We start from the raw sequence: 20,508 nt of genomic DNA, 5'->3' as shown, positions 1-20,508 counted from the left end.
TTGAATGTTCTCCTTGAGCATGTTTAAAGGATTCCCACCACTATCCATATGGCGAGCGATTTTTATAAAAATTAATGTGTAGCTTCGGGGTTGCGTTTTTGAATCAGGTGGCTCCCACGACGGGTTAAAATGAAACCAAATAAGGTCGCCAGAAAATACATGAAAATAGAATAGACGCCAGCAGGTATGGCGATTGTGGTGCTTTCAAGTACACTCAATGCAATGGTTAAGGCAATACTGGTATTATGAATACCAATTTCAAAGGTGCATGCTCGCGCTTGTTTTTCTGGAATACGTGCCAGATGAGGAATTAAATATCCCAAAAACAGCCCACTGAAACAGAATAGACAAGTGGCAATACCAACACTGGCAAAGTAAGTAATAATGTTGCTTTGTTCCCGCACCACGGCAACGAGAAAAATCAGCGTTAATAAAAAAATGGACAGCATGCGCATTGGCTTATTAAATTTATAAGCAAAGGTGGGTAAAGAGTTTCGTACCAACATTCCTAAACACACTGGAATAAAGATAATTAAAAATACATGGGTGATCTTCTCGATCGGCATACCAATTGCAGTGCTTTCCCCTAAAAAATATAAAATGGATAGATTGACAATAAAAGGCAGGGTAAAGCAGGAAATAACAGAATTTATCGCTGTTAAAGTAATGTTGAGTGCAACATCACCTTTATAAATATAACTAAATAAGTTGGCAGTAGGCCCGCCTGGTGAGGCTGCTAGTAGCATTAAGCCAACAGAAAGTAGTGGGGGTAACTCAAGTAAAATGCATAGAACAAATGCGATGCCAGTTAATAAAATAAGCTGAGTAAAAAGTGCAATAAAAATTACTTTAGGATAACGTCCCACACGTAAGAAATCTTTGATTGAAAGTTCGAGCCCAAGCCCCATCATCATAATTGCCAATGCAATTGGCAGAAAAAATGCAAATAATCCCGAATCCATGGAATTTCCTGATATTTTTATCTTTATAGTCTTTTTGAGTGTAGCTGAGTTTTACAAATAAGCAATAAATAAAGCGGGTAAAAAAACGACGTTTTACCCGCTTTAAGTTTGATCTGTTAAACAGTCGATATTTACCTTGCTAACAAGATTATTTAGGGCGCGGAGGCGTGAATCCAAGCGCACATTTACCTTTAACTTCTTGTCCATTAATTGTAGCCATGGTTGCTTTTGCATCTGCGCTACATGTGCTTAGAAGTTCTGTTTCTTCACCATGAATATTTACATTTTTAGAAGAAGCAAAGAATTGTGGTTCACATGTACCATTCCAGATAATTCCGCGGTAAGCAAAGCTAACTTGAGCACCTTGAGTCTTACCTTTACACACTTGTTGATAGCGTTGGGCATCATAGACTTTTTCAACTTTGTCATTTGCTGATGCTGCTAGTGGGGATAAACATAAACCGCATAAAACCGTGGAGAGCAAAATATTCTTATTCATGCTTTTAGTCCTTATGATTCTCATGGGATCTCTAACAGCATAAAAAATAGCCAAAATAAAACAACAATGATCAGGTAACTTTTGCGGTAGATATGTATAGTTTTATGACGAATATGCAAATTATGTATGTGTATAAAGGAAAAGAACGATTTTCTGAACGCCTAAATACGATAAATTAGACTGAATCAGTCAACTTATCGATGAAATTTTGCTATAATCTTTCGTCATCCTTTTTTAATCTCCTTTACCACTATGCATTATCCTAAAGTTTACGATGTCATTGTTATCGGCGGCGGTCACGCGGGTACAGAAGCAGCGCTTGCTGCGGCACGTATGGGTCGACAGACTTTACTCTTAACTCATAATATTGAGACTTTAGGGCAGATGAGCTGTAACCCAGCCATTGGTGGTATTGGTAAATCACATTTAGTACGTGAAATTGATGCTTTGGGCGGTGCAATGGCATTGGCTGCCGATAAAGGCGGTATTCAATTCCGTATTTTAAATTCACGTAAAGGTGCAGCAGTACGCGCGACTCGTGCGCAAGCTGACCGTGTGCGTTTTAAAGCTGCGATTCGTCATACTTTAGAAAATCAAGCAAATTTGGATATTTTCCAACAAGCCGCTGATGACCTTATTGTTGAAGGCGATACTGTTAAAGGCGTAGTCACCCAAATGGGTATTCGCTTTGATGCGAAAACAGTTGTACTGACAACGGGTACATTCCTAGGCGGCGTGATTCACATTGGTCTAAATAATGCTTCAGGTGGTCGTGCTGGTGATCCTCCTTCAATTTCGTTAGCTGCGCGCCTACGTGAATTGAACTTGCCTGTAGGTCGTTTAAAAACAGGTACACCACCACGTATTGACGCACGTTCTGTAGATTTCTCTGTAATGACGCCACAGCCGGGTGATTTCCCGTCTCCGACGATGTCATTCATGGGTGATGCGTCTATGCATCCTGAGCAAATCAACTGCTACATTACCCATACCAATGAACGTACCCACGACATCATTCGTGGTGGTTTAGACCGTTCACCAATGTATACAGGTGTGATTGAAGGTGTTGGTCCACGCTACTGCCCATCAATTGAAGACAAAATTCATAAATTTGCAGATAAAGATTCGCATCAAGTATTCCTAGAGCCAGAAGGTTTGGATACACATGAGCTTTATCCAAATGGTATTTCAACTTCATTGCCATTTGATGTGCAGTTTGAATTGGTTCGCTCAATCCGTGGTATGGAAAATGCGCACATTTTGCGTCCAGGCTATGCAATTGAGTACGATTATTTCAACCCGCAATCTTTGAAATTCTCTTTAGAAACCAAATCGATTAATAACTTGTATTTTGCAGGTCAAATTAACGGTACAACAGGTTATGAAGAAGCGGGTGCGCAAGGCTTGCTTGCAGGCTTGAACGCTGCGCGCCGTGCGTGGGATCAAGAACAATGGACACCTAAGCGTGATGAAGCATACATGGGTGTATTGGTTGACGACCTGATTACTTTGGGTACTAAAGAACCGTACCGTATGTTTACCTCACGTGCGGAATACCGTTTGATGTTGCGTGAAGACAATGCAGATCAGCGTTTAACTGCTATTGGCCGTGAAATGGGTCTGGTGGATGATGCGCGTTGGGATTCGTTCTGCCAAAAAATGGAAGCTGTAGAAACTGAAAAAGGCCGTTTACAGCATCTATGGGCTGCTCCAAACAATCCATTAGGCAAAAAATTCGTTGAAATGACAGGTGATGATCTGTCTAAAGAAACCAATGCGATTGATTTGTTAAAACGTCCAAATATCAACTTCTCGCAAATTGCTGAATTGACTGGTTCAGAAGTTTCAGCCTTTGTTGGTGAGCAAATTGAAATTGCTGTGAAATATGCAGGTTATATTAACCGTCAGCAAGAAGACGTTGCGCAAATGAAACGTTTGGAAGACACACGTATTCCAGAAGACTTTAATTATGATGTGGTTTCTGGTCTTTCTCGTGAAATTACACTGAAATTGAAAGATGTTCGTCCTGAAACATTGGCACAAGCTAGCCGTATTCCGGGTGTAACACCTGCCGCAGTTCAATTGGTGATGATTACAATACGTAAGAATAACCAAGCGAAAAAATCTGCATAAGATTTTAAGCTAAAAGAAAACCCGCTACTTAGCGGGTTTTTTATTTATGCTACTTTATTATCTTCTTTTTCTTTTAAGCGCTCTAAGAGTTCAATGAACCATGGTTCATTTCGGATGTTATCTAGTTCTTTATCTGTATTTAAATGGTCAAGATTTGGGAGCGTATTATAACTCAGAGCCTTAAATAAATTATCTTTAGCTAAATCATTTTGGCTGGTTATCGAATAATAACATACTAAATTATAGGTTCTTTCGGGATTTATTTCTAAAGCATTGTTGATTGATGTAAATGCTATATCGAATAAATTTTTATCGTTTTTCAAATAAGCAAGACTTAAAATAGCTCCATTGTAATTGTTAAGATGTTCAAAATTTTCAGGTTGAAGTTTATAAGCCTGCTCAATAAGATTTACTGCTTTATGAAATAAACCTTCATCTTGTTTTTGAATAGCAAATAGAAGTACGCAGGCTCCATAATTAGCATAATGATCTGGATTGTTTGACATTAAATTTAGTACTTGATCGTAAGTGTCGAAACACTTCTGAGATAAAGCTTCATCATTTTTTATTACAGCTATCTCAATAATGGAATGTGCGTAACCTATTAAACTATTTACATACTTTGAGTTGATAGATAACGACTTTTCAAACTGTTTGACCGATAGGACAAACATATCTATATCATTATTTATTCTAGCAATGTGACAGAGAGACACACCATAATTATTAATACATCCAACATGGCTTTCACACATAGATAGAGCTTGAATATACAAGTTTTGACATTCTATATGCTTTTTTTCTTCCAAATAAATTCTTGCTTGTTGATCATAAGCCCACATGACTTGATCAATTTCATGTTCATTCAATCCATTTATTGACTCTTTATTGGAATATTTATGAATAAATGCTGTATATAGGGTTGTTGTTAATGATTTTTCGGATTGTTCAATTAAGTATGTGGTTAAGTTTTCCAAAATATCTAATCCGTCACCGAGAGGATATGGTTGCACAGTTTCAAGTTGCTGATTTAAAAACTTGTAAGGATTAGAAAATAATTCAGGTGGGAAACAATCAAGCTCTTTTGCTAGTTGAATTAAGAAGTCATCGGCAAAAGTATCTCCTATGTAATGGGTTAGATTGTTATTTTTCTTTAAAAATTTTTTAACGGAATCTGATTCTAATCCATCGATTGTGCTTTTTGTACCAGTCCAAATTAATCGATGCTGTTCAGAATATTTTTCCTCCAGTAGTGGGAAGAAAGCATCAGCATTACCACTATATCCAATAAATAGGCTTGGGTTTGTATTTAATGTTGCTGCAACGAATTCACCTAATTTTTCAGTATGTTTTTCGGTTTCGTCTTCTGTATTTAGCTGTACAAAACCAGTCCCTTGACCATGTAAATGAACAATAGAAGGGTCATTAATCAGGTGATACAAATGGGGATTGGCTGTAGCAAAATCATAAATTGAGGGGTGTAAACCGAGCATATTGCATGCACGAGAAAGAATACTATCAAAATTAAAGGTCAAAACTCGCTGAATATAGCCAGCTTGCATCAGGCAAGCTAAAGCAATATGTGCCCAATTTATCTTTTTGTTATAAATGATATGTGGTTTGAGTAAGCGTCTGCGTTCATCTTTGTCGAGTGCAGACATATATTTACCATAGTTATATTTGTCTTTTTCATGGTTAATATTTTTAACTTGTAATGGAAACTTTTCATGAATCTCTTGAATTAAACCAGTCGCAGAAGGTACATCTGCTTTGACTGAACAACCTGCACCTGTGAAAAAGACATAAGGCTTTTTATTTTCCTTAGATTGTTTTAAAAGCTGTGCGACTTCTTGTACTGTAAAGCTCATTGTTAATATTTATTGGTAAGTATTCCTTTGATTGTAATGGATATTGAAATTATAAAACATAATATTTATATCGAAATCAACTTCGCATTTTGTCTAAAACTATTTAAATAATCATTTCTAGCTATGGTTTGATCATTAAAATATTTCGAAAAATTAAATCATTGAAATATAAACAAAAAATAAATAATTAAGATGTGGAATGTATTGTTATACAAAGTTTTAAGTCTTAATTAAGTCATATTGCTAAGCTTAATTCCTACTATTGTAGTGGTATTTATTTAACGCGATAAAGAAGACACTTCAACCATGGCGGAAAACCGCATTTGCGCTCAATGAATGGAGTTCGATTATGGCAAATCAAGAATCGGGAAAAATGCAAAAATTTCTAACGGTATTTTTGTGTTTCTGGGTGGCATTTTTTGAAGGCTTTGACCTACAAGCACCCGGTATTGCTGCGAAAGGAATTGCAGCCACATTTTCCTTAGACCAAGTCCAAATGGGCTATGTATTTAGCCTTGGCGTATTTGGGATGCTATTTGGTGCATTTTTTGGTGGACGAATAGCAGACTACTTAGGACAGAAAAAAGTCCTCATGTTGTCTATTTTTATCTTTGGTGTGTTTATGTCGATTACGGCACTTGCACCAAGTATTGAAGTTTTATATACCGCACGTTTCTTTACTGGGTTGGGCCTGGGGGCTGCAATGCCAACCATGATTTCGGTTGTGGGTGATGAAGCAACAGAAGCGAATCGAGGTCGTTTAAACAGTTTGATGTACTGTGGTTTACCTGTTGGCGCTATCTTTGTTGCTGGCTTGGGCATATTGTTTAAAGACATTTCATGGCATACCTTGTTCTTAATTGGTGGTTTAACGCCACTAGTACTGCTTCCGTTTATGGCATTTATTTTAAAAGATAAACGTAAGGAAAAAGTTCAAGCTGAAACAACTGAAGCTGTGCCGGGTATGGGGCAAATTTTATTTGCTGAGCAACGCTATAAGTATACTTTGCCACTTTGGTTAAGTTTTTTCTTTACCCTTATGGTGAACTACATCTTGATTAGCTGGTTACCAAACTTGCTGATGGAGCAAGGTTTGGAGAAACAGCAAGCATTTATGATCATGCTGGTATTCCAAGTGGGCGCAGTCATTGGTACTTTGGGTCTGGGTTATCTACTTGATCGCCTAAAACTTTGGCAAATGGCAGTAATTATTTACACAGGTCTATTTGTTGCACTATTTGTATTGTTCACAACAAGTTCAATTCCACTGCTTATTGCGGCAGGTGTAATGGGTGGTATTTTCTCTACAGGAGGTCAATCTATTCTGTACGGTATTTCCCCAATCTTTTATTCTCCAGCTGGTAAAGTTACTGGTGTGGGAAGTGCAATTTCATGGGGTCGTCTTGGTGCAATGACTGGGCCATTATTGACTGGTAAGATTTTAGCACTCGGTTTAGGTACAACAGGTATCTTAATCGCAAGTGCACCGGGGATTGTATTGTCAGCTGTTGCTGTAGCAGCGCTATCCGCTTATAAATCTGCACAAAAGAAGTAAATTTTTAAAATATGAAAAAAGGAGCTGCGGCTCCTTTTTTCATGGTAGAAATTTTTATATTGATTTCAGAACATTTGATAGAATGAGGGAAATACCCAAAAAGTTCTGTTTTTATGTCTTATCAACTTATTGAACTCGATATTTCTCCATCAGATAACATTCAATGTCCACACTGCCAGCAGCACGTAATCGATTGGTCAGAAGAGCAGTATGTTCAACCATGTGAGCATGTTTTATTTATTGCGATGGATATTGGTTTTGAATACATCACCGATGAATTTGAACAAACAATGCAACATACTGTCGATGAGTTGCATGCCAATGATGACCTTTATCACATGTTTACTGAAATTACGGCTTCGACATATCCAGAGTTTTTGATTTATCAATCTGACTTAGGCGCAGAAGGTTATTCGCGATATGTTGGTTTTACTGTTTGAAAATAATTATTTAAAGATCTGAAATTTTCGCATCAAAACTCAAAACATAAAAAAAGCCAGTCGTGTGACTGGCTTTTTTTGTTCTATTGCAGTTAAAAGTTAAAAATTAACTTTCAACTTCTTCTTCTACATCATCTTCAGCACTGTCCATACCAAGTTCTTTGAGCTTGCGTGTAAGTGTGTTACGACCCCAGCCAAGAAGTTCAGCTGCATGGCGTTTACGACCACGTGTTTGCTGTAATGCAGCATTGATTAATGTGCGTTCAAACATTGGTGTCGCAATGTCGAGAATTTTCATTTCGCCATTTTTCAACTTTTGTATAGCCCATTGACCAAGTAACTCATCCCAATGATGTACACCAATTCGGTCGATGCCTTGATTGGTTGGAGTGCCATCACTGCCTTGAATAGGTATTTGTTTTAATTCTGATGGTAAGTCTTCAGGATAAACTTCACGACCTGTAATCATCACGGTGAGCCATCGGCAAGTATTTTCGAGCTGACGCACGTTACCTTGCCAAGGGAGTTTCTGCATATATTCTTGCGTTTCAGGGCGCAGAATTTTTGGACTTACACCTAGTTCTTTACCTGCACTCGCCAAGAAATGCTGCGCAAGCATTGGAATATCTTCGCTACGGTGTGCAAGCTTAGGAATATGAATACGAATCACGTTTAGACGGTGGTATAAGTCTTCGCGGAAACGACCTTCATGTACTAACTTTTCAAGATCTTGGTGGGTTGCAGCCACAATACGCACATCAACTTTAACTGGGATGTGACCACCGACGCGGTAAAATTCACCATCAGCCAAAACACGGAGTAAACGCGTTTGCGTTTCAAATGGCATATCACCAATTTCGTCTAGGAATAATGTACCGCCATTGGCTTGTTCAAAACGACCTTGACGCTGTGTATTTGCCCCTGTGAACGCACCTTTTTCATGCCCGAATAATTCAGTTTCGATTAAGTCTTTCGGGATTGCAGCCATATTGAGTGCAATAAAAGGTTTGTTGCCACGTGGTGAATGCTTATGCAATGCATGAGCAACCAACTCTTTACCCGTACCAGATTCACCATTAATCAGTACAGTAATATGCGACTGTGACAAACGCCCAATTGCACGGAAAACTTCCTGCATAGCAGGAGATTCACCAATAATTTCGGTAGACTGAATTGGCTGAACTGTTTTTGCAGACTCTTGTTGCTGTAACTTGGCAATATGCAAAATGGCACGATTGACTAAAGCCAATGCTTCATCAATATCAAAAGGTTTTGGTAGATACTCAAACGCACCTGTTTGATAACTTGATACCGCAGACTCAAGGTCTGAATGTGCTGTCATTATTATGACAGGTAGATCGGGGTAATTGCCTTTTACTTTCCCTAGGAAAGTTAGACCATCAATGCCGGGCATGCGAATGTCAGTTAAAATAACATCAGGGGCATCCACACTTAATTGATCTAAAGCCGATTGAGCTTCTTCAAAACTGGTAACATCAAACCCTTCTTCCTTAAAGGTTTTTTCTAACACCCAACGCATGGCACGGTCATCATCAATGACCCAAATCTTATTACGCGACATGATCTGACTCCCAAGGTAAATATAAGCTAAATATTGTTTTTCCCGGCACTGATTGACATTCAATCATTCCGTTATGTTGATGCATGATATTTTGTGCAATGCTTAACCCAAGTCCGGTGCCTTTGGCGCGGCCTGTCACTAAGGGATAAAAAACCGATTCTAAAATATCTTGTGGAACACCCGGTCCATTGTCTTCAATATCAACACGGACCGCAGAGCGTTTTAAAACACCATTAATCGTAACAAGCCGTTGAATGCGCGTTCTGAGGGTAAGTTCAGGTTGATGGTCGACAAAAAAATCTTTGTTTTCAGTCATGGCTTGGACAGCATTGACACTAATATTGAGCATGACTTGAATGAGTTGATCTCGATCCGCCAATACATCTGGTAAAGACAAATCATAATCGCGGGTAATTTTGATTTTCTTTTTGGTTTGATTGACGATTAGGGCGCGAACACGTTCAAGTGGTTCATGCACATTGACTGGTTCATAGCTTGGTAGTTGACGTGAACCGAGCATGGTATCTGCAAGATTTCTTAAGCGATCGACCTCACTGATAATAATGTCGGTAAATTCACTATATTTCGGGTCGTTTAAACTGCGTGCTAAAAGTTGTGTTGCACCACGAATTCCGCCAAGCGGATTTTTAATTTCATGTGCCACGCCTCGAATCAATTGACGCGCAACCTGATGCTGTTGAATCAGGTTTTCTTCTTTGGATATTTTCAACATCCGATCAATCTGATTTAACTCAATAATCAGCAGCGGGTGATAGGGCTTGCCAGAGTTAAGCTGTGAAACGGTATAGTCCACATGAATATCTTTGAAATTGACATTAATAGTTGCTTCACGACGCGTGTAGTGCTGACTAGTGGTCAAAGTATTCATTAACGCATCATGCGTATTAAATTCATCATCTGGCATATGTAATAAATTCAGCACAGGTTGACCAGATGCGCGTAATAAACTGATGTCAAAAAGGGCTTCACATGATGAATTTAAATAAAAAATATTCAGGTTGCTATCGACCAATAAAATGGCAGTGGTCAAATTATCCACTAAAAGCCGGTAATCAATCGTCATAGTCTGATCCATTAGCGTAAGGTTCCTGTCTTAAAATGGCGCAATGGCATCTTCATAAAGCAATAAGTTAACTGTAATAAGTTTCGAATTGATGCAGGTTATGCAAGATGCAAGCCAACTATTATTAAAAACGCTAAGTTTTGATGCTTATTTGAATAAATGCGTACGTTTAAGACTTTGAATAGAGTGTATAGCGGATTCAAAAGAGACTGTAAATTGAAAATGTATCAAAATGGTGCAAAATAAATTATATGGATGAATTTATAGCATTATTTTGGTGCGTGATATAAAGAGTGGGCTTTTCACCTGTTTTTATCAACTGAAAAGACATACAATACGCGGATTATAGTGGAGCGCAGATTCATGAAATCCCCCAAAGTCGGTTTTGTTTCTTTAGGTTGTCCTAAGGCGTTGGTAGATTCCGAACGAATTTTAACTCAGTTAAAGACTGAAGGTTATGATGTAGCATCAGATTATGATGGTGCTGATTTAGTTGTTGTAAATACCTGTGGTTTTATTGAATCTGCAGTACAAGAGTCTTTAGACGCCATCGGTGAAGCGATGAGCTCTAATGGTCGCGTGATCGTGACTGGCTGTTTAGGTAAAGACGAAGACAAAATTCGCCAAATGCATCCGAACGTTTTAAAAGTAACGGGTGCTGCGGCATATCAAGAAGTAATGGAAGCTGTGCACGAATATGTGCCTGAGCCACCCAAACACAATCCATTTATTGATCTAGTACCAGAGCAAGGTATTCGTTTAACACCAAAACATTATGCATATTTGAAAATTTCAGAAGGTTGTAACCATCGTTGCACATTCTGCATTATTCCAAGTATGCGTGGTGATCTAGTTTCTCGTCCTGTGGGTTCAGTGCTCAGCGAAGCGCAAGCATTGAAAAAAGCAGGGGTGAAGGAAGTCTTGGTTATTTCACAAGATACTTCTGCCTATGGCGTAGACACCAAATACAAACTTGATTTTTGGAATGGTCAACCTGTAAAAACCAAATTCTTTGACATGTGTGAAGCACTTGGTCAATTGGGTATTTGGGTGCGTTTACATTACGTTTATCCATACCCACATGTGGATGCTGTCATTGACTTAATGGCACAGGGCAAAATCTTGCCTTATTTGGATATTCCATTTCAACATGCTAGTCCAAAAATTCTGAAGTTGATGAAGCGTCCTGCGCATAGTGAAAACACTTTAGAGCGTTTAAAAGTTTGGCGTGAAAAATGCCCAGACCTTGTGATCCGTTCTACATTTGTTGTGGGCTTCCCAGGCGAAACTGAAGAAGACTTCCAAATGTTGTTGGATTGGTTGAAAGAAGCGAAGCTTGATCGTGTAGGTTGTTTCACATATTCGCCTGTTGAAGGTGCTACAGCAAACGACTTGCCAGATCATGTGCCTGAAGAAATCAAACAAGAACGTTATGAGCGCTTCATGCAAGTTCAGCAAGAGATTTCAGCTGCAAAACTGCAAAGTCGTATCGGTCAGAAAATGACAGTACTCGTGGATGACTTAGAAGAAGAATTCCCAGTGGCTGTTGCACGTTCTTATGCGGATGCACCAGAAATTGATGGTAATGTTTTTGTTGAAGATATTGATAAATCATTAATCAAAGCAGGTGATTTACTCGAAGTTGAAATTACAGATGCAGATGAATATGACTTATTTGCCAAACTAGTTTCAGTGAAGACTGCTTAAACGATTCATTAAAAATAATTGAGATTAAATAATTCGGAGTTGATGATGATGGATTCTAAAAAACCACGCTTTAGTCGTATCTTACTCAAACTTTCTGGCGAAGCACTTGCTGGAAATAAAGACATGGGTATCGATGCTCAAGTCTTAGATCAAATGTCGCTTGCGATTGCTCACCTTGTGGGTTTAGGTGTGCAAGTGGGTATCGTGGTTGGTGGTGGTAACTTATACCGTGGTAGCCAATTACAAAAAGACGGTTTGGTTGGTCGTGTAACAGGTGACCAAATGGGTATGTTGGCGACTGTGATGAATGGTTTGGCATTACGTGATGCATTGGTACGTCGTAATATTAAAACTCGTCTAATGTCAGCTTTACCGATTGGTGCCGTGGTTGAATCTTATTCAAGCCGTGATGCAATCCGTCATTTAACTCGTGGTGAAGTATGCGTATTTGTTGCCGGTACAGGTAACCCATTCTTTACAACAGACACAGCTGCATGCCTACGTGGTATCGAAATCGAAGCAGATTTGATTTTGAAAGCGACTAAAGTGGATGGCGTTTACAACAAAGATCCAAGTAAGTTTGAAGATGCTGTGAAATATGACACATTAACTTTCGATCAAGTGTTGGATGAAAAGTTAGGTGTAATGGATTTAACAGCAATTTGCTTGTGCCGCGACCACAATGTTCCACTTCAAGTATTTGATATGAACAAATCTGGTTCATTGCTTTCAGTTGTGATGGGCGAAAAAGAGGGTACTCACGTTACGAACTAATGTACGTGAGCCATAAAGCTCTTTATACTACACTCTATTTTAGAATTTACATCTTTTCGAATTAAGTAAGGAAGATCACATGATTAACGATCTTAAAAAAGACGCAGAAGAACGTATGAACAAGTCTCTAGACTCTCTAGAGCACGGTTTTGCAAAAGTTCGTACTGGACGTGCGCACCCATCAATTTTGAATGGTGTTATGGTTCCTTACTATGGCTCTGATGTGCCATTAAACCAAGTTGCAAACGTGGGTGTTGAAGACTCACGGACTTTACTTGTACAACCTTTTGAACGTTCAATGGTTGCTGCAATTGATAAAGCTATTCGTGAATCAGATTTGGGCTTAAACCCAATCACAGCTGATGCAATCCGTGTTCCAATGGCGGCATTGACTGAAGAAACACGTAAAGACATGCAAAAAGTTGCACGTAACGAAGCTGAAAATGCAAAAGTTGCGATTCGTAATATCCGCCGTGATGTTTTAGGTGATATCAAAGCATTATTGAAAGAAAAAGAAATTTCTGAAGATGATGAACGCCGTGCAGGTGATGATATTCAAAAAATCACAGATAAATTCGTTGCTGAAGTTGAAAAACGTCTGGCTGCAAAAGAAGCTGAATTGATGAAGGTCTAAGTTTTAATGACCTCATCAGAAGAAACTTCCCGTCTTCCAAAACATGTTGCCATCATCATGGATGGCAACAATCGTTTTGCCAAAAAGAATCAAATGCAAAAAGGTGAAGGGCATCGTTCTGGAAAGGACATCCTAGATCCCATCGTTGAACATTGTCGTAAAAAAAACATCCAAGCACTGACAGTTTTTGCTTTTTCAAGTGAAAATTGGAATCGCCCTCAATTTGAAGTTGATTTACTCATGGCTCTTCTCGAAGAGACCATTCATGAGCAGTTGCCACGTATGGAAAAATTTAATATTTCTCTACGTTTTATTGGTGATCGTTCTCGTCTATCTTCTCAGTTACGCGACTTAATGTTGCAAGCTGAACAAAGGACTGCTAATTTCGATAGCATGACCCTCACCATTGCGATTAGTTATGGTGGTATGTGGGATATGGCTCAAGCTGCAAAACATATTGCAGCAGATGTTTTAGCAAATAAAATCGATCTTGAAGCAGTGGATGCTGATGTCTTTGGTCAGTACGTAAGTTTGAGTGATTTACCAGCAGTAGACTTGTTGATTCGTACAGGTGGAGATTTCCGTTTGTCGAATTTCTTGCTTTGGCAAGCTGCCTATGCAGAACTCTACTTCACCCAAACGCTTTGGCCAGAATTTACCATTGAAGAATTTGATGACGCACTTGCAGTTTTTGGTGGTCGTGAACGTCGTTTTGGTAAAACTTCAGAGCAGATTCAACAAGAGCAACTTGAGAATAAATAAATGTTAGAGCGGATCATAACCGCATTGGTACTAGTTTCAGTTGTACTGAGTTGCATGTTTGCAACCGAGTCTAAATATCCAATGCTTGTGCTGATGATTATTGCATCAGCTGTTGCTGGCTATGAGTGGTTTAAGCTTATGCCTCGCAATACTAAAAATGTGATTAAACCACTTGCTTGGGGCTATGGTTTAGTCACCGCAATTCTTTCAGCATTGGCATTGCATTATAGTGACGTAGCTTTGTTGCTTTGGGCTGCATCAATTTTTACTTGGATCCTCAGTGTTTACTGGGTGAAATCTTATCCGGAGTATGATAATTGGTATAACCCTAGCTTAAAAGGTATTGGTTTAGTCCTTGTTTCAGCAGCCGTTACGGCTATTTTTGCTGTCTGGGATAGTTCACCTTGGTGGCTCATGTACCTGTTCCTATTGGTTTGGGGTGCTGACAGTGGTGCTTATTTTGTTGGTCGTAAATTAGGTAAGCGTAAACTTGCTGCCGATGTAAGCCCAAATAAATCTGTAGAAGGTTTATATGGTGGTTTATTTACTGCAATGATTATTGTAGTGGTGGTGGAAGTCATGTACTTAGACCTAAGTATTGCTGAACACATATTATTTTTAATTCTTTCAGTCGTTACTGTTTTTAGTTCAGTGCTGGGCGACCTATTTGAATCAATGATTAAACGCCGTGCTGGTATTAAAGATTCAGGTCGTATTTTGCCTGGACACGGTGGCGTATTGGATCGTATTGACTCGTTGCTTGCTGCAGCTCCTATATTTGCAGCAGGTATGTATGTTTTGAAACTTATTGGCGTAGATTTATAGATGTCAAAATCTGTTTGTATATTGGGTGTTACAGGATCAATTGGTCAAAGTACTTTAAAGATTCTGCAAAATCACCCAGAAGAGTATTCTGTATTTGCTGTTACCGCGCATAGCCGAATTGTAGAACTTGTAAAAATTTGCAAACAGTTTCGACCGAAAATCGCAGTAGTTCCACAAGATCAAGTGGATCAGCTGCGCCAATTACTCATTCAAGAAAATTTAGCTGATATTGAAATTCTGCAAGGTGAAGCGGGCTTAATTGCAGTTGCAGAACATCCTCAAGTTGATGTTGTTATGGCGGCGATTGTTGGTGCGGCAGGTTTGCTTCCAACACTAGCTGCGGCTAAAGCAGGTAAACGTGTACTTCTTGCAAACAAAGAAGCATTGGTGATGTCAGGCGACATCATGATTCAGACTGCACGTGAAAATAATGCACTATTGTTACCTGTAGATTCTGAACACAATGCAATCTTTCAATGTTTGCCACAAAGCTATTTGCAAAAAGAACGCAATGGTCAGCCTAAAATGGGTGTTAAGCAAATTTTGCTTACGGCATCTGGTGGACCATTTCTTCATCATAGCCTTGAACAACTTGAAAATGTTACACCTGCCCAAGCGTGTAAACATCCAAACTGGTCTATGGGGCAAAAAATATCGGTTGACTCCGCAACTTTAATGAATAAAGGTTTGGAACTCATTGAAGCATGTCACTTATTTGCAGTTGAAGAACAATTTGTAACAGTTGTTGTGCATCCGCAGAGTATTATTCATTCCATGGTTCAATATGTAGATGGTTCAACTTTGGCACAAATGGGTAATCCTGACATGTGTACGCCGATTGCACATGCACTTGCATGGCCAGAGCGTATTCAGACACATGTACCACCTTTAGATTTATTTTTGCATTCGCAGCTTAATTTTGAAGAGCCTGATACGCAGCGTTTTCCTGCATTAAAGTTGGCTCGTCAAGCAATGAAAGCTGGTGGTTTAGCACCAACAGTACTTAATGCTGCAAATGAAATTGCAGTCTCAGCATTTTTAAATAATCAAATTGGCTTTACTCGCATTCCACAAATTGTTGAACACACCTTAAGTCAAATTGAAAATAGCGCTGCAAATAGTATTGATGTGATTTTAGAAGCGGACCATACTGCAAGAATGGTTGCTGAGAAAGCAGTATTGAATTCAGGAAGTTAAGACATGAATGCCTTGTTTATGATCATTGCAGCAATTTTGCTACTTGGACCGCTTATTGCGATCCATGAGTTTGGGCATTATATTGTTGCACGTAAATTGGGTGTGAAAGTCCTGGTGTATTCAATTGGTTTTGGTCCTACTTTAATCAAATGGACATCTAAAAAATCAGGTATTCAATATCAACTTTCAGCGTTGCCACTGGGTGGTTATGTCAAAATGTTGGATGAGCGTGAAGGTAATGTCGCGGAAGCTGATTTACCCAAAGCATTCAATCGCCAACATCCATGGAAACGTATTGCGATTGTTGCAGCTGGTCCACTGATCAATCTTGTATTGGCAGTGGTTTTATTTTGGATATTATTTTTACCCGCTCAAGAGCAACTGAATACACGTGTTGGTAAAGTTCTACCGAATACACCTGCTGCATCAGTTCACATGCAAGCGGGTGATAAAATCACTGCTGTAGACGGCACACAGGTTTCGACTTGGGAGCGTTTAAATTATGCCCTTGTTGATCGTGTCGGCGAGACAGGTAATATTCAAATTCAGGCTGAGCGTAATGGTCAGTTACAAACCTTCAGTTTACCAATTCAAAGTTTTTTACGCGATCAATCTCAGTCGCCACTCGAAGTTTTAGGTTTTACACCTTATCGCCCATCTATACCAGCTGTTGTTTCGCAATTGAGCGAGGATGGTGCTGCGATTCGTCAAGGGATGAAAAAGGGTGACCAAATTGTTTCGATTGATGGCGTAAAAATGAAAGATTGGTTTGATGTTGTTCAAGTTGTACAAGCATCACCAGAAAAATTACTTAAAATTGAAGTTTTACGACAAAATAAAATTGTACATTTGGATGTAATGCCGCAAGGTAAGCGCGACCAAATGGGTAAAGTAACAGGACTGCTTGGTGTTCAAAGTGATCCTGGTAAAGTTACTGTTCCAGCAGAATACAAACAAACAATTCAATATTCACCTGTTGAAGCAGGCGTTAAAGCAGTAGAGAAAACGGGCCAAATTTCCGGCATGATTTTAAACTCTATTGTAAAAATGGTACGCGGTTTGGTGGGTTTAGATAATTTATCTGGTCCAATTACCATTGCGAAAGTGGCGGGTCAAAGTGCTGAAATGGGGTGGCAAACCTTTATTTCATTTATGGCACTCATGAGTGTAAGTTTGGGGATTTTGAATTTATTACCCATTCCAATGCTTGATGGCGGTCATTTAATTTACTATTTTATTGAATTAATTCGTGGTAAACCTGTTTCTGAACAAATACAATTGGTTGGATTAAAAATTGGTATGGTATTGCTGGGTAGCATGATGCTACTCGCTCTATTCAATGACATTATGCGTTTATAAGAACGTTATACGTAATAAATTAACAGCGGAAAAGACTGGCATGCAGCACAAACATTTATTTATGCCATTGGCACTCGTTAGTGCTATGGCCGTAGCACAACAAGTATATGCAGCCGATGATTTTGTAGTACAAGATATTCGAGTTGATGGCTTAGTACGTTTAACACCTGATAACGTAGCAGGAATGATTCCATTCACCGCTGGTGATCGTGTTAATGATCAAATCATTTCGAATTCTATTCGTAGTCTATTTGCCTCTGGTTTATTTGATGATGTGAAATCATCACAAGAAGGCAATACTTTGGTGTATACGGTTGTTGAGCGTCCAGTCATTTCTAAAGTTGAATTGAAAGGCAACAAACTCATCCCTAAAGAAGCACTAGAGGAAGGCCTGAAAAAAATGGGTCTGTCTGAGGGGGAAGTGCTGAAGAAGTCTTCTCTGCAAACTGTTGAAACAGAGCTTGAACAGCAATATATGCAGCAAGGTCGTTACGATGCAGATGTGAAAGTCACAACGACTGCACAGCCGAACAACCGTGTAAACGTATTGATTGAATTTACCGAAGGTCAATCTGCCAAAGTTTTTGACATCAATATCATTGGTAATACAGTCTTTAAAGAAAGTGATATCAAGCAAGTCTTTGCCTTAAAAGAAAGTGGTTGGAACTCGGTTATTTCGCGTAATGACCGTTATGCACGTGAAAAAATGGCGGCAAGCCTTGAAGCATTACGTGCGCTATATCTGAACAAAGGTTATATCAATTTTAATATTACCAATTCTAGCTTGAATTTAAGTGAAGATAAAAAACATGTCTTCATTGAAGTTTCTGTTGATGAGGGTGAGCAATTTAAGTTTGGAGAAACCCATTTCTTAGGTGACACCTTATATACGCAGTCAGATTTAAACGCACTTAAGTTGTATAAAGATGGCGATCTATACTCTCAAGAAAAAGTGAATGGTGTTAAGCAACTTCTACTTCGTAAGTATGGTAATGCGGGTTATTACTTTGCTGAAGTGAATATTGTTCCTGAAATCAATAAAGACACTAAACTTGTAGACCTCAACTACTACGTAAATCCGGGTCAGCAAGTAACAGTCCGTCGTATTAATTTCACAGGTAACTCTAAAACTGCTGATGAAGTTTTACGTCGTGAAATGCGTCAAATGGAAGGTGCTTTAGCAAGTAATGAAAAAATTGACTTGTCTAAAGTGCGTCTAGAACGTACAGGTTTCTTCAAAACTGTAGATGTTAAACCTGCACGTATTCCAGGAACACCTGATCAAATTGATTTAAACGTAGCTGTTGAAGAGCAACACTCAGGTACAAGTACTTTGGCTGTTGGTTTCTCACAAAGTGGTGGTGTAACGTTCCAAGCAGGTTTGAGTCAAACTAACTTCTTGGGTACAGGTAATGCGGTTTCTATCGATTTGTCTCGTTCGGAAACGCAGGATTACTATAACTTAAGTGTGACGGACCCGTACTTCACTATTGATGGTGTACGCCGTGGTTATAACATGTACTACCGTAAAACCAAGTTGGATGACGACTATAACGTTAACAACTATGTAACCGACAGTTTTGGTGGTGGTATCAACTTTGGTTATCCAATCGATGAAAACCAAAGTATCAGTATGGGCTTGAATATTGATAATACCGAAGTGACAACAGGTCCATATGTTTCTACATATGTGCGTGATTATTTACTAGCAAATGGTGGTAAAGCGACGGATACCACATCATTCTGTCCTGCTGATGCGTCTGGTAACTCACAATTAACTGTGCCCGTATACAAAACTGATGAGAATGGAAATTTTGTACTAGATAGTGAGGGTAATAAAATTGTTACTCATAACACTTGTGCAGTACCTGAAGAATCATACGACAGTGCTTTTAAAGGTGATTTCTTAACTTATAACCTTAACTTGGGTTGGTCATACAATACCTTGAATCGCCCGGTATTCCCTACATCGGGTATGTCACACCGCGTCAATGCTGAAATTGCCTTACCAGGTAGTGATGTTGAATATCAAAAAATCACTTACGATGCACAGGCTTATTTCCCGCTAGGTAAAGACTTTGTACTACGTGGTTACGGTAAGTTAGGCTATGGTAATGATTTACCGTTCTATAAAAACTTCTATGCAGGTGGTTTTGGTTCGGTACGTGGTTATGATAACAGTACTTTGGGGCCTAAATATCCTGGCGTGTATTATGATGCGCAAAATCAGGTTGACTATGATCCAGAAGAAGTGGGTGGTAATGCTTTAATTCAATTTGGTACTGAATTAGCTTTACCAGTGCCATTTAAAGGGGATTGGGCACGTCAGGTTCGTCCAGTTTTATTTGCAGAAGGCGCACAAGTATTTGATACACAATGTGACGTTCCTCAATCGAGTGAAGATCGCAAATATTGTAAAGATAATTTTGGTTTCGATATGAATAATATGCGTTATAGCGTAGGCGCAGGATTCACTTGGATTACCATGATTGGTCCAATTTCATTAAGTTATGCATTCCCGCTGAATGACAAAGCTGGCGATGAAACCAAAGAAATTCAATTCGAAATCGGTCGTACTTTCTAAGTACGACCCATTTTGGGTAAATATATTAAAGGGATAGAAAATGAAAAAATTAGTTGCTAGTCTAGCTTTGGTTGGTATGTCGTGCACGACAATGGTACAAGCAGCTGGTTATGGTGTTGTTGATTTAGAAAAAGTTGTTGAGCAAAGTACGTATATCAAACAGCAAAATGCATCGATTCAGCAGCAAGTTAAACCTCAAACTACAAAAATTGAGAGTTTGGCTAAAGAATTAGAGCTAATGCAGCAAAAAGCCCAACAAGAAGGTGACAAACTTTCCGCAGCACAAAAGCAGCAAATGGGGCAGCAATATCAAGCAAAACTGAAAGAGCTGAATGATCTGCAACAAAAGGTACAGACTTCTGTTCAGGCGAATATTCAAACTTTGAATCGCACGATGGACTCAAGAATTAAACAAGTTGCAGAACAATTACGCACTGAAAATAACCTTGATGTTGTTTTGAATAAAAATTCAGCACTTGCTTATGACCCTAAGTTTGAATTAACTGATAAAATGATTCAAAAGGTTAATGCAATTAAATAATC

Annotated in this window: 17 protein-coding genes; 12 read left to right on the top strand and 5 right to left on the bottom strand. The window is 38.9% G+C overall.

The window, feature by feature from the left end; all coding sequences use genetic code 11:
* Positions 1-71: 71 nt before the first annotated feature.
* Both B9T33_RS04245 and B9T33_RS04240 read right to left on the bottom strand, forming a co-directional pair.
* A complete protein-coding gene (locus B9T33_RS04245) occupies positions 72-962 on the bottom strand; it encodes a bile acid:sodium symporter family protein (protein ID WP_086177713.1) in 891 nt (296 codons plus the stop codon).
* 148 nt (positions 963-1,110) lie between these two features.
* Positions 1,111-1,461 (bottom strand): hypothetical protein, encoded by a 351-nt coding sequence (locus B9T33_RS04240; protein ID WP_086177712.1) that lies wholly within the window; start codon positions 1,459-1,461, stop codon positions 1,111-1,113.
* A gap of 252 nt (positions 1,462-1,713) precedes the next feature.
* On the opposite strand from B9T33_RS04240, the gene mnmG reads away from it, so the two are divergent.
* Complete coding sequence (gene mnmG, locus B9T33_RS04235; protein WP_086177711.1) at positions 1,714-3,594, top strand: tRNA uridine-5-carboxymethylaminomethyl(34) synthesis enzyme MnmG; 1,881 nt, start codon at positions 1,714-1,716, stop codon at positions 3,592-3,594.
* A gap of 44 nt (positions 3,595-3,638) precedes the next feature.
* On the opposite strand, the gene B9T33_RS04230 is transcribed toward mnmG, so the two are convergent.
* Positions 3,639-5,462: a TPR end-of-group domain-containing protein gene (locus tag B9T33_RS04230; RefSeq protein ID WP_086177710.1), complete on the bottom strand. Its 1,824-nt coding sequence runs from the start codon at positions 5,460-5,462 to the stop codon at positions 3,639-3,641.
* A 349-nt stretch (positions 5,463-5,811) separates the two neighbouring features.
* Between B9T33_RS04230 and mhpT the strand changes: the two genes are divergently transcribed.
* Positions 5,812-7,017, top strand: a complete 1,206-nt coding sequence (gene mhpT, locus B9T33_RS04225) for a 3-(3-hydroxy-phenyl)propionate transporter MhpT (protein ID WP_086177709.1) — start codon at positions 5,812-5,814, stop codon at positions 7,015-7,017.
* A 113-nt stretch (positions 7,018-7,130) separates the two neighbouring features.
* The gene (locus tag B9T33_RS04220) at positions 7,131-7,457 is read left to right on the top strand and encodes a hypothetical protein (RefSeq protein ID WP_086177708.1); all 327 of its coding nucleotides are present in this window, start codon (positions 7,131-7,133) and stop codon (positions 7,455-7,457) included.
* Positions 7,458-7,563: 106 nt separating this feature from the next.
* Here B9T33_RS04220 and glnG read toward each other — a convergent pair whose 3' ends face one another.
* Positions 7,564-9,039, bottom strand: a complete 1,476-nt coding sequence (gene glnG, locus B9T33_RS04215; protein ID WP_086177707.1) for a nitrogen regulation protein NR(I) — start codon at positions 9,037-9,039, stop codon at positions 7,564-7,566.
* The gene (gene glnL / locus B9T33_RS04210; protein ID WP_086177706.1) at positions 9,029-10,135 is read right to left on the bottom strand and encodes a nitrogen regulation protein NR(II); all 1,107 of its coding nucleotides are present in this window, start codon (positions 10,133-10,135) and stop codon (positions 9,029-9,031) included. The genes glnG and glnL overlap by 11 nt, the downstream gene beginning before the upstream one ends.
* Before the next feature lie 351 nt (positions 10,136-10,486).
* Between glnL and rimO the strand changes: the two genes are divergently transcribed.
* The 9 genes from rimO (at position 10,487) to B9T33_RS04165 (ending at position 20,506) form a co-directional block, all read left to right on the top strand.
* Entirely contained in the window at positions 10,487-11,830 is a 1,344-nt protein-coding gene (gene rimO, locus B9T33_RS04205; RefSeq protein ID WP_086177705.1) for a 30S ribosomal protein S12 methylthiotransferase RimO, read from the top strand.
* Between the two features lie 45 nt (positions 11,831-11,875).
* The gene (gene pyrH / locus B9T33_RS04200) at positions 11,876-12,604 is read left to right on the top strand and encodes a UMP kinase (protein WP_086177704.1); all 729 of its coding nucleotides are present in this window, start codon (positions 11,876-11,878) and stop codon (positions 12,602-12,604) included.
* A 79-nt stretch (positions 12,605-12,683) separates the two neighbouring features.
* On the top strand, positions 12,684-13,238 hold the full coding sequence (gene frr / locus B9T33_RS04195; RefSeq protein ID WP_086177703.1) for a ribosome recycling factor: 555 nt from the start codon (positions 12,684-12,686) through the stop codon (positions 13,236-13,238).
* A gap of 6 nt (positions 13,239-13,244) precedes the next feature.
* Entirely contained in the window at positions 13,245-14,000 is a 756-nt protein-coding gene (uppS, locus tag B9T33_RS04190; RefSeq protein ID WP_086177702.1) for a polyprenyl diphosphate synthase, read from the top strand.
* Positions 14,001-14,825 carry a phosphatidate cytidylyltransferase gene (locus B9T33_RS04185; RefSeq protein ID WP_086177701.1) on the top strand — a complete coding sequence of 275 codons (825 nt, stop codon included), beginning with the start codon at positions 14,001-14,003 and terminating at the stop codon, positions 14,823-14,825. It abuts the gene before it with no gap.
* Entirely contained in the window at positions 14,826-16,022 is a 1,197-nt protein-coding gene (gene ispC, locus B9T33_RS04180) for a 1-deoxy-D-xylulose-5-phosphate reductoisomerase (RefSeq protein ID WP_086177700.1), read from the top strand.
* Positions 16,023-16,025: 3 nt separating this feature from the next.
* Complete coding sequence (rseP, locus tag B9T33_RS04175; RefSeq protein ID WP_086177699.1) at positions 16,026-17,381, top strand: RIP metalloprotease RseP; 1,356 nt, start codon at positions 16,026-16,028, stop codon at positions 17,379-17,381.
* Complete coding sequence (gene bamA, locus B9T33_RS04170) at positions 17,362-19,965, top strand: outer membrane protein assembly factor BamA (protein ID WP_416202582.1); 2,604 nt, start codon at positions 17,362-17,364, stop codon at positions 19,963-19,965. Before rseP ends, bamA begins: the two co-directional genes overlap by 20 nt.
* Before the next feature lie 40 nt (positions 19,966-20,005).
* Positions 20,006-20,506 carry an OmpH family outer membrane protein gene (locus B9T33_RS04165; RefSeq protein WP_086177697.1) on the top strand — a complete coding sequence of 167 codons (501 nt, stop codon included), beginning with the start codon at positions 20,006-20,008 and terminating at the stop codon, positions 20,504-20,506.
* Positions 20,507-20,508 lie beyond the last annotated feature (2 nt).

The sequence above is a fragment of the Acinetobacter sp. ANC 5054 genome, assembly GCF_002135295.1.
In the GTDB taxonomy this organism is placed as follows: Bacteria; Pseudomonadota; Gammaproteobacteria; order Pseudomonadales; family Moraxellaceae; genus Acinetobacter.
The sequence above is the reverse complement of the archived record's forward strand: the minus strand, read 5'-3'. Positions and strand labels throughout refer to the sequence as shown.